We start from the raw sequence: 10,326 nt of genomic DNA on the forward strand, positions 1-10,326 counted from the left end.
CTTATAGGTGAGCTAAAAACTTTCCGAAAGGTAGCCTCAACTCGGTAGCCTCAACTCGGGTTTCAATCCCTTATAGGTGAGCTAAAAACGGTGCTGAACTTAAAAGGAGGGGCATTCTTTTTGTTCCAGTTTCAATCCCTTATAGGTGAGCTAAAAACCAGAACATCCAGAGGTATTTGAGGCTGTTAGGTTAATTACGTTTCAATCCCTTATAGGTGAGCTAAAAACTCTACTGGACATTTAATTCCCTTTTTGTCTTCTCTAAGTTTCAATCCCTTATAGGTGAGCTAAAAACACTATGGGGGGCGATGGACCCCCCTCTGTCTGGAGGTGGTTTCAATCCCTTATAGGTGAGCTAAAAACAACGTTTAGAACAAACTAAAGTAGGTTTAGAACAAACGTTTCAATCCCTTATAGGTGAGCTAAAAACTGTATAATTTGCCTTCTTCAACTATCCCGCCTTTGTAGAGTTTCAATCCCTTATAGGTGAGCTAAAAACTGCAAGGAGACTTGCTCACACAAGCACAGGTAGATGAAAGTTTCAATCCCTTATAGGTGAGCTAAAAACCTTGCCCTTCACAAATCCACTCAACTCGCCCTTTTTCGGTTTCAATCCCTTATAGGTGAGCTAAAAACCAATACAACCATTTTCAATGCTTCTAAATCTAAAATGAGTTTCAATCCCTTATAGGTGAGCTAAAAACGATAAGTGGGTTGAGATATTTAGAAAAGCGATGTTTCCTTGTTTCAATCCCTTATAGGTGAGCTAAAAACCCATTTTATATACATTTATAAAGGTTTCCTTTTTTTATTTAAAAATAAAATTACTTTTTTCAAAAATATTATATGTCTTTTACAAATAATTTCAAACATAGTTTATCGAAAATTAGCTTATTCAGTCGGTCAACGGCATTTTTTGCAATATTATACATCGACTGAAATTATATGATTAATTTTGACCCGCCTTTTGTTCTCCCAATAATTTCCTTTTCACTATATAATGTTGTTCTTAAGATGTAAAAAATTATAGAATCTTTTTCTTCATTTATAACTTTTCTTAGTTCAACTTTCAGTTTTTCAAATTTTGCCTTGGTTATTTCTCCTTCAAGCACAGAGTTTTGAATCCAATCAAGATATTTCCTACTTATTTTTAGGACTTTATTTACTCTTTCTTCAGCTATATCATATACCATTATTAAATAAATTTGTTGCTCCAATCAAGTATTATCAATTACCACTCAGCAAGAAACGGTTCATATTCTTCTTCTCCCATTAGATGTTTTTCTATTTTATAGAGTTCGAGTCTTAAAAGTCTTCTATAAGAAACATCTTTCCCGATTTTTCTATATTTTACTGTTGTTGAAAGCCTTTCATCAAATTTTTCTATAAAAGCTGCCCGACCTTGTTCTTTAAGATATAATCCTCCAAGGGAGTTATCAAAATCTTTAGGTTTTATAATTCCTTTATTTAAAAGGTAGAAGATCATTCTATCAACAATTATTGGTTTAAAGACTTCTGAAACATCAAGATTCAATGTAAATCTTCTAAAGTTTGTTGCATGTAAATATCCAATTCTTGGGTCTAAATGTGTTTTATAAATTTCTGAAAGAATTGTCGTATAAAGAAGGGTGTTGCCGAAACTTATAAGAGCATTCAGCCTGTTTTTGGGGGGTCTTTTACTCCTTTCCTCCATTGCAAAGTTTTCATCATTAATAATTGAATCAAAGGCACTATAGTATATTTCTCTAATATTTCCTTCTATTGCCATAAGTTGATTGATATCGTTTTGAGAAGTTATAAGTTGCTTTAAATTGGCAATTTTTTCTAAAGTTGAAGAAAGATCAACGCTTCGAGAATTATAATAACTTATGACTTTCTCCATATTTCTTACTCCGCCTGCAACAAACTTTCTTGCAAGAACGAGTCTTTTTATAGGATCAATGTAATGTTCTGCTTGTTTTAGAATCATGAAACCAGAGTTATAGTGCTCTCTAGGATAATATGTCCCTACATAATACCCATAATAGTTGTAAAAATGGAGTAAAATCTCTTTTTGAGAGAAAAATTCAAGCACGTCCTTATTTATTGTTACCTCTCCAAAAATATGGATTTCAATGGTATTTTCAATTGGAACAAATTTCTTCAAATCATTTTCCCCTTCAAAGTATATTGTATTGTCCTTTCTTTTTAATGTGCCATTTGAAAAAACAAAAATTGTGCCTTTCATGACCAGCAAAACTCCCTATAAGCGCAATTAGTGCAAAATCTGCTCTTTTCCTTTTTGGGAGGAGTATCACTCATTATAATTTTTTCTATCTCTTCCGTTGCAACTTTTAATTCCTCTTCTAATTCTTTATTAAGTTTAACAGGTATCTTTTTTCGCTCTTTCGGAACTAAAACCTCACCGTTTGCGTCGATTCCATTTTCTCTTAACTTTAATAGATAAAAAGAAAGTTGCATAATCGATGGTTTTTCAAATTTGGAAGATTTTTTAACTTCTCCAATTAGAATATCTTCTCCATCCTTTTTGACAAGGTCAATTTTTATGTTACCAAGATCTAAACCCTTATTCTCCCTTTTGTAAAAATTTTCCTCTATCATTCTGCCAATTTCAATAAAAGAATTGTCTTGATCTGGAGTTAATTCTCTTGCCATAAACCAAACTTCACGTTTACAGACAAAGTAATACCAGATTAGTGTTCCTGATATATTCATATTATAATTGTCTCCCCTCGGTGTTGTTTTCTTTTAAAACCAGTTTCGATATTGTAGTATTTCTCAAGTTTTTCAAAGGGGACATATCCCAGATCATTATCTTGTGCTATTTCAAATAAAGAAAAATCGTCTTTATCAACCCTAACTGATATTAAGTATTTTTCAAAATCTTGCTTTATTTTAAGTAGTGCATTTTTCTTCTCCCATCTACTAAAATTTTCATTATTAACTATTGAAAGATATTTGTTCCAAATTTCTTTTGCTTGTTTATCGACTTCAACAAAGATAGGAAACACTTTTTCTTCTTTTATTAGTTTAAAATTGGCAACTGTATCTCTTCTAAAAGGATCAAAGAAACATAAATCTAAAATAGCATTATAAATATCCTCTGATTCTTGTGAAGATCTCCTACGCTTGCTTTCTTTAAAATATTCATCAATTAAGTTGCAAAACTCCTCTTCTTCTATTTGTGATTTGTCTCTTAAGATCTTAAAAGAAATATCTGGTGATATCTTTCTATAAACCATCCCAGCAAATGAATTTCCATCTTCTTTAAGGTAAACAATTTTTACAACGCCAATTTCATTTCTAAATTCTCTATTACATCTCCCTGCTACCTGAACAATTGAATCAAATGGACCTATGTCTCTTATTACTGTATCAAAATCCAAATCAACACCTGCTTCAATTACTTGCGTTGAAATAACGATAAGGCTAGTATCTTTCTCTGCCATCTCTAAAAATCTTTCGTAATTATTTTCAAGTATTTCTTTTTCAAAACTGTCTTTTAATTCTTTTTGCAAAGTTTCTTTTCCTATTTTTCTTTTGAATGCTTCCTTATATTTGAGGAAAATTTTTATTTCTGTAATTCTTTTTAATCTGTCTAAGGGGGTGATGTTTGTTGAAAGATAATAGATGATACCGTTTTGAATTGAACTTTTAAGTAATTCAAATATCTCTATAGAAGATCCAATTGTATTCAACACTATAAGATATGACGAGTAAGGGCTATTTCTGTAAAGGTCTATAAAGTATTCTTTAAGTGTCTCAATAGAATTTATATTTAATGCTGGCATAAGGGTTACCCTCTTAAACTTTTTAAAGTATTTTGAATGATTGTCTAATAATTCAGTTGCATCTTTTTCCTCAAAGATTAAAGTACGTGTAGCTGTCATTAAAATGATATAGCAGTTAAGGAAATTTGCTAAATTCTTTAATACATTTTCAACAAGATCCCAGTATTCAATTGGAATGTTTTGAACCTCGTCAAGAATGATAATGCTTCTTGCAATATTATGAAATTTTTTAAGGAATCTATTTTTAAAACCAATTATTGTATAGAGAAATTGAATAAATGTTGTAACAATCACTTCAGATTCCCACGATTCCAGAAGAAGAAGCGCTTCTTCAACTTCTTTGAATTCGTTCCCTTCTTCATAAGAAATCTTTGAAAGATGGTGGTGCTCAATGATATAATTTGATGCATTCTCTTTAAAATCTTCAATATTTGAAAGGACATTTTGAAGTATTTTAAAGTTCTGCTGAATAATTGAGATAAACGGAAGAGAGTAAATAATTCGAGGGGTGTATCCAAACTCCTTTGCTATTCTGTTTCTCAGTTTTATTGCAAAAGAAAATGAAGTTAAAGTTTTTCCTGAACCAGTAGGCGAAGTGAGTGTGTATATCCTTTTAGAAAGATCTAAGCCTTCTACTTTTGATACGACGTTTTGATATATTTCTTCGCGCATGAGATTTAGATCACTTATGGGAGAAATTGAAAATACCTTTTTCTTATAAATATCTACAATATCATCTGGAATGAATCTTCTATCGACATCTTTAACTTTACCTGCGCACTTTTTGTCTGCATCAATAAGAGAAGAGAAAAGAGAAAGTATAAGTAAGGAAATCTTAACTTTATTTCCATCATCTCTATTATAAAAATAAATTTCTTTAGAAAGTTCATATATAATATTTTGGGATGCGCTTTTGTTTTGTAAGGCACTTTCGAACTCTTCAATGGTCAGATTCAACCCAATTTCTTTAAGCTCTACGTTAATAGCAGTTTCGTTTTCTTTTAGATTTTGTATTTGCTTTTTTACATTTTCTAAACTTATATTATCTTGCAGTTTATTATCTATATCTTCAAGCGAGGTAAGATCAGAGTGGTGATGATAGACGACAAAAAAAGTGATGAGAGGTAAGAATCTTAAGATACTTTCTTCTAATTCTTTAAACTCATCCAGTTTTTTAGAGAAAACCCAAGCGGTAAAAATTGCAGAGATAAAAGAATGGTCTCCTAAGGAAGAATTTTTAGATTCTCCAAGCAATCTTTCTTGGAAGAATGTTGTGTATTTCCCAAAATCATGGCATAACCCCACAAAGTAAGAGATGTTTGAAAGAATTCTTTGATCGGTAAAAAAGAAATAATCGGACGACTTTTCACCCACTTCTCTAAGATGGTCTTTTAGAAGAGTTTTTGAAACAACTACTGAGCCAACCTTTTCTATGTGAGAGTAAAATTCCATTACTACTCCATAAATAAAATGTTTTCTTCTCCTTTCCTGTGAAGAACTTTATAATAGGGCTTGTTGAGTTGCACTGTAATTTTTCCGCTCTTGACTTCCACAATGAAATAAGCAGGAGAGTTAATCAAGTTTCTTTCCTTATCGAATTCAAAAGGTGTCATTTCCTTTATATAGAGAGAGTCGTAAGAAGGCTCTAAAGCTCCATTATCTAAATATTTGATATTCAAGATAGAGTCAAGGGTTGTTTTCCCATGTTCCTCATGAATAGAATTTACATAATCGACAAATTCAATTTTAGCTGTAAATTCACTTATACCAAGATAAGGGGGATAAACAAACTTCTGATCTTTCACTACAAAACAAACCTTATCTAAGATTTTGCGGTCCTCATGAGAGAAGAAAACTCTGTAGCGGATGTTCTCTTCAAATGAATCTGGGATTACAATCTCAACAGGAATCTGTGTATGCTGGCCTTTACTCAAATTCAGCTCATCAGGTATTTCTGCCCAAACATAATTCACAGTTTGTATGATCTTTCTTAGAGGAGTTTTAATTGAAATTGCAATTCTTGTTTTATTTGAAGAAAAAATCTCATAGTATGTATCTCTTTGCATGCCGATTATTCCAGCAATGAGTCCCGTAAGAGCGGTCCTTGGAGGAAAATAATAAGATAAGGAGGATGAATTGGTATAGTATTTTCTAAAATGTGCCATTTTTCCTATAACATCAAATATGAGAAGATCCATACTAAATTCCTTTAACTAAGATTTTATTTCTTCAATCTTCCCTGCAAAAAAGTCTTTTAACTGCAAACTAAATTTACCATCTTTAACCAAAAGGGATGGGTCTTCAAAAACGTAAAGTTTGTTTATCTTTTCTTTATGATTTGCAAGCACTTCTTTCAATTTTGAAAAATCTATTTCAAAATCTTCGAGATCTCTTAAACCTTCTTCTTTATTTATGCTTATGAAATCCCTTAAATCTCCAAGAAAAGTTTCTTTGTCTACATATTCAACACGAAGAATAAATCTTGGAGTTTGACCTATCTTACTTCTTGTTGTTGCCATTTTTGGTATGGAATTTAATAAGGCGTCGTCTAAGATTTTTACATCATCTTCAGAAAGATTTGTGAATTCTGCTCTATAGCCACTTACTATTCCATAAAATGTAATAAGAGAATAGTATAATCTCCAATCTTTGCCAAAAGTTCCATACTCACCTTTTTCTTCTCTACCCGAGAAAGTTGAGGTAATTGAACTTGATTTAACTGTTTCAACCTTATTTAAAGAATATCCCCAGTTAAATTGAACTGGTCCTATGAATGTTGAAGAAGCTCCTTTTCCACTTTTTTCTGATGCCTTTATTGGCATTGTAGCACCAAATAGTCTTACGTCAATGAGTTTAGAAAGCAAAAAATCGGTGTCTTCTTTAGAAAGATTATTTAAGTTTACCTTTTTCTCTGCATCTTCAAAAAACTTTTTAAGTCTTTCAGTAGCAGAGACAGAAACTCCATCAACTTTTGCTACAAAGATCTCAAAACCTTTACTTTCAAGATAATCCCTTATGTATCTTTTAAGCCTCACATCACTTACAAGGTTCCTGTTGGTAGAATCATCAACTCTCGGTTTGTTTTCATTGTCTGGGTCTCCATTTGGATTACAGAGTTTTGCATCATAGATGAACAAAATCTCAGAATTCTTTGAATAAACATTCTCTTTATTGCTCATTTTTTTCCTCCTTCTTTGATGTGATTACTTTATAAGTATTAAACGCATAGCCTGACAAAATCCAATAAACATTTTCACTGTCAGAAATACTCCAGTTTGAAATGTTTTTATCCATAAATCTTTTCATAATTGCAAAGTTAACTTCGTTAAAATCTCTAACCTTATACTGGTCAAGTTTTTCAAAAATCTCATTTGAAAGCAAAATAATTCTTTTTAAGTTCATTCCTTGGTAATTTATTTTCTCAAGAATTGGCTTTTTATTACTCTCTCCTGTTCTCTGTTTGTTTCCAACTTCACCAATAAGATAGCCAAGTAAAAAGAGTGCAGCCTCTTGCTCTGAAAAATTCATTTCTTTCCAATAATTCTTGATTTCTTCTCTTAAAGGAAGATCATCAACTCCTTCAATCATTTTCTCACCTCCGTTTAAAATATGTAATAAAGAAAACATCTTTAATAGAAAATTTGTCTTCAAAATTGCGAATACCATTTCGATATCACTATCTTTAGGTTTTAAAATGTTAAATTGCGCAAATTTTTCAAATCGGTAAACTTGAAAAAGTTCCAAAAATTCGTTAATTAAAAAGTTTTTGTTTATTTTTCTACCCACAAATAGGTCTTCATACAAATCAAGCATTTTTTTGTAATCTACGGCTCTTTTTGATTTTTTATCTATTCTTACGGGAATAAGATAGTATATTTGGTCTAAACTTATGAAAAACCACCTTGAAGCAGATTCTCCAAAAAGCTTTTTTGTAATATTTTGGGTGTCATTTTGTGCTTTTCTTATTTCATCGAGCCTTCTTAAGGGAATATCTTTTATGAGTTTTTTAATTTTAAAGGCAGATTGGTTCTTTTCGAAAAACAGGAGATTTATATTTGAATAACTGCCAATTTCTTTATATTTTGTGTAATTAACTAAGTTTTTCTCGATTGTATTCTGAAATTCAAGTTTACCTTCAAATGATTTAATCGCATTAAAAGAAGATTTTGATACACCTACAATATCTTTAAGAGTATAATCTTCTTTTGGACTAAACATTATACTTGGGATTAAGTAAAGGTCTCTTCCTGCAAGTCTTTGGGAGAGGTTGTTTCTTATGTAACTACTTCCAGCCATTAATTCTTTATAACAATCTTTGCAAATGGCAAAGTTTTTTGAAAATCCTTTTTTATCTAGCCCTGAAGCAAAGGTTACGAGCTTTGTAATATAGTATTTATCAGGAAGCTTAGTTGTATCTGCAGTTATAAGAGTTTTTTTGCCACACACATAACATGTGCCTTCGAAACTTGAATCCTCAAAAGGCTCTCCGATGAGTTTTTCTTCTATGTAGTCTATGTATTCTTGAAGTTCAGATGGAGCAAGTCCGTCAATCTTTACTGAATAAAGAGAGAAATCGTTATTACTAAGATCTTTATTCTTTAAGATTTCATAAAATTCTTTTTCATAAATTTTTTCCACGAAGTCTTTAACTTTTTTGAAATCATGAGGAAAATTCTGAAGAATTTCTTCAACTTTGATGTTTGATCCCTCGATTTTTTCTAAATTTAGGAGGTAAACACTTTTTTGACCGAGTTTTAAAAAGAATTTTTCCAAAATAGATTGTAGTTTATCTTTTAAATCTCCTTCTTTAAGATTGTGATAAAGATTTGGAATTGTTTGATAAAGTAGGTATGAAACATTATTTGTTGTTAATCTATCTTGTGGGTTGTTGCTTTTTGCATTTCCAATCCAAAGATATTTTTGAAGTTTTTTATAGTCAATTTCTTCAAAATCTAAGTGAATTTTTTCTTCTTGTAGGTCAAAATTTAAAGTGAGGATGTATTTTTTATTTTCTTCTGAACCAAAATCTATGCCTTCTTCGATGAGACTAAAAGCAAAACTTTCTTTTCTCTCTTTTAAAGATAGCTCACCTATTTTCTTTACTGCTTCAAGCATTTTCTCCTCCTTTCCAAACTTCCCACATGCCGAAGCCCTCTGGATTTTTGTCTCCAAGGCCTGCAAGATATGTTGTCTCAATTAATTCTTTTGAGCCTTTTAGCTCAAAAATGCCAGTATAAGCCTCTATTGGTGTATTTTTAAACATTACAACAGAAAGGTTGTTTTTGACTGAAAATTTGTAAGGTCTTATTTCAAGTGTAAGATTTGTTGGATCTTTTTGATTAATAATAAAGAATTTCTTTTTGGCGTTTTCTTCGATTAACTTAGAAAATTCTTTTTCGTTTGGTTTGTAGTAGTAATATTTTTGGGATCCATCGGCTTTTTCCAATGTAGAGTGGATGGTAACAGGAGAAAGCATTTTTATAAGGATTCTATCGGATAATAAAGGCCGATTTACAACTTCAATACCAGAAACGTATATTTCTTGGTTTAATAAGGTAAACTTTGATGAATTGAATGCACTTGTGCCGAAATCTTTTACAATATCAAGGAAAGGCGAAGAGAAGTAGAAAGATATGTTTCTTTTGAATTTTAAAGTATTACTATTTTTTTCTCCCTTTTCTAGTATGCGAGAAAATGTAAATAGTTTAAAAATTCTTTTTTGGAAGTTATAACCTTCATTGTGTAGTTTGTCTGCAACTTCTTTTGAGAATACGTTGTATATGAGGGATTGAATAAGATGGTTGTAATGGAGTGGTAAAATTAAATTTTGATTTTGACTTTCAAATATAATTTTTATTCTCATTTAACTCCTCTAAATAATTCTCCTTTTTGCTTACGCTTTTTTCGGCGTAAAAAACTCCTTTTAATAAATTCTAAGAAATAAAAGTTTTTTTGTCAATAGTTTTACACTATGCTTTTAAATAATTTTAAAAAGATGATTTTTTAATATAGCTCTTATTTTGTAAAAAAATAAAAGAACGAGATTCTTCGGTCGCTAACGCTCCCTCAGAATGACTCAGAGGACTTAGGTCATCAAAATGACACAATAGAGTTAAACGGCGCCTCGTAAGAACGATCAAGGGGAGGTTTCGCTTCAGTATAACCAATGGGGCTTTGCATCGTCAGAATGACACCAAAGAGATACCCCTTCAAGATTCCCCCGAATACTAAAAAACATAAACGGATGAGATTCTCCCTTAAGTTGAGGGTGATACCCCCTCGAATATAAAACGACGAGATTCTTCACGGAGTTTACACTGAGCAAAGCGAACGTGTTCAGAATGACGAAGCGGGCTTTACCTCGGAATGACCACTTGCAGTCATCCTGAGCCCCTTTTTCTTTGTCATCCTGAGGAGCGATAGCGACGAAGGATCTTATATTTAAGGTGGGACACCCACTCAAAACTCCTCAGAAAACATAAACAACTACTATAATTTAGAGTGTTTTGTCTAGTTTAATGTTTTTATTCTGCCA

The 10,326-nt window shown here is 31.5% G+C and carries 8 protein-coding genes and 1 CRISPR repeat array; all 8 genes read right to left on the reverse strand.

Features of this window, described 5'->3' with window-relative positions:
* Positions 1-774: a CRISPR direct-repeat array (repeat unit 20 nt; unit sequence CTTATAGGTGAGCTAAAAAC).
* 167 nt (positions 775-941) lie between these two features.
* From cas2 to cas6, 8 genes are read right to left on the reverse strand one after another with little or no spacing between them, the layout of a single operon-like run.
* Positions 942-1,193: a CRISPR-associated endonuclease Cas2 gene (gene cas2, locus K6343_02245; protein ID MEF3244791.1), complete on the reverse strand. Its 252-nt coding sequence runs from the start codon at positions 1,191-1,193 to the stop codon at positions 942-944.
* Positions 1,194-1,231: 38 nt separating this feature from the next.
* Positions 1,232-2,227, reverse strand: a complete 996-nt coding sequence (gene cas1b / locus K6343_02250) for a type I-B CRISPR-associated endonuclease Cas1b (protein ID MEF3244792.1) — start codon at positions 2,225-2,227, stop codon at positions 1,232-1,234.
* Complete coding sequence (gene cas4, locus K6343_02255) at positions 2,224-2,715, reverse strand: CRISPR-associated protein Cas4 (protein MEF3244793.1); 492 nt, start codon at positions 2,713-2,715, stop codon at positions 2,224-2,226. Before cas4 ends, cas1b begins: the two co-directional genes overlap by 4 nt.
* Positions 2,712-5,243: a CRISPR-associated endonuclease Cas3'' gene (locus tag K6343_02260; protein MEF3244794.1), complete on the reverse strand. Its 2,532-nt coding sequence runs from the start codon at positions 5,241-5,243 to the stop codon at positions 2,712-2,714. Before K6343_02260 ends, cas4 begins: the two co-directional genes overlap by 4 nt.
* 2 nt (positions 5,244-5,245) lie before the next feature.
* Entirely contained in the window at positions 5,246-5,989 is a 744-nt protein-coding gene (cas5b, locus tag K6343_02265) for a type I-B CRISPR-associated protein Cas5b (protein ID MEF3244795.1), read from the reverse strand.
* A 15-nt stretch (positions 5,990-6,004) separates the two neighbouring features.
* Positions 6,005-6,970, reverse strand: coding sequence for a type I-B CRISPR-associated protein Cas7/Csh2 (cas7b, locus tag K6343_02270; protein ID MEF3244796.1), 966 nt, complete (start codon positions 6,968-6,970; stop codon positions 6,005-6,007).
* Entirely contained in the window at positions 6,960-8,906 is a 1,947-nt protein-coding gene (locus tag K6343_02275; GenBank protein ID MEF3244797.1) for a TIGR02556 family CRISPR-associated protein, read from the reverse strand. The genes cas7b and K6343_02275 overlap by 11 nt, the downstream gene beginning before the upstream one ends.
* Positions 8,899-9,654, reverse strand: a complete 756-nt coding sequence (gene cas6 / locus K6343_02280) for a CRISPR-associated endoribonuclease Cas6 (protein MEF3244798.1) — start codon at positions 9,652-9,654, stop codon at positions 8,899-8,901. The genes K6343_02275 and cas6 overlap by 8 nt, the downstream gene beginning before the upstream one ends.
* Positions 9,655-10,326 lie beyond the last annotated feature (672 nt).

The organism is Caldisericaceae bacterium (genome assembly GCA_036574215.1).
In the GTDB taxonomy this organism is placed as follows: Bacteria; Caldisericota; Caldisericia; order Caldisericales; family Caldisericaceae; genus Caldisericum.

Bases quoted from the DNA above. Each gene is read 5' to 3' on its own strand.
- cas2 (MEF3244791.1), bottom strand. From the start codon at position 1,193: ATGGTATATGATATAGCTGAAGAAAGAGTAAATAAAGTCCTAAAAATA.
- cas1b (MEF3244792.1), bottom strand. From the start codon at position 2,227: ATGAAAGGCACAATTTTTGTTTTTTCAAATGGCACATTAAAAAGAAAG.
- cas4 (MEF3244793.1), bottom strand. From the start codon at position 2,715: ATGAATATATCAGGAACACTAATCTGGTATTACTTTGTCTGTAAACGT.
- K6343_02260 (MEF3244794.1), bottom strand. From the start codon at position 5,243: ATGGAATTTTACTCTCACATAGAAAAGGTTGGCTCAGTAGTTGTTTCA.
- cas5b (MEF3244795.1), bottom strand. From the start codon at position 5,989: ATGGATCTTCTCATATTTGATGTTATAGGAAAAATGGCACATTTTAGA.
- cas7b (MEF3244796.1), bottom strand. From the start codon at position 6,970: ATGAGCAATAAAGAGAATGTTTATTCAAAGAATTCTGAGATTTTGTTC.
- K6343_02275 (MEF3244797.1), bottom strand. From the start codon at position 8,906: ATGCTTGAAGCAGTAAAGAAAATAGGTGAGCTATCTTTAAAAGAGAGA.
- cas6 (MEF3244798.1), bottom strand. From the start codon at position 9,654: ATGAGAATAAAAATTATATTTGAAAGTCAAAATCAAAATTTAATTTTA.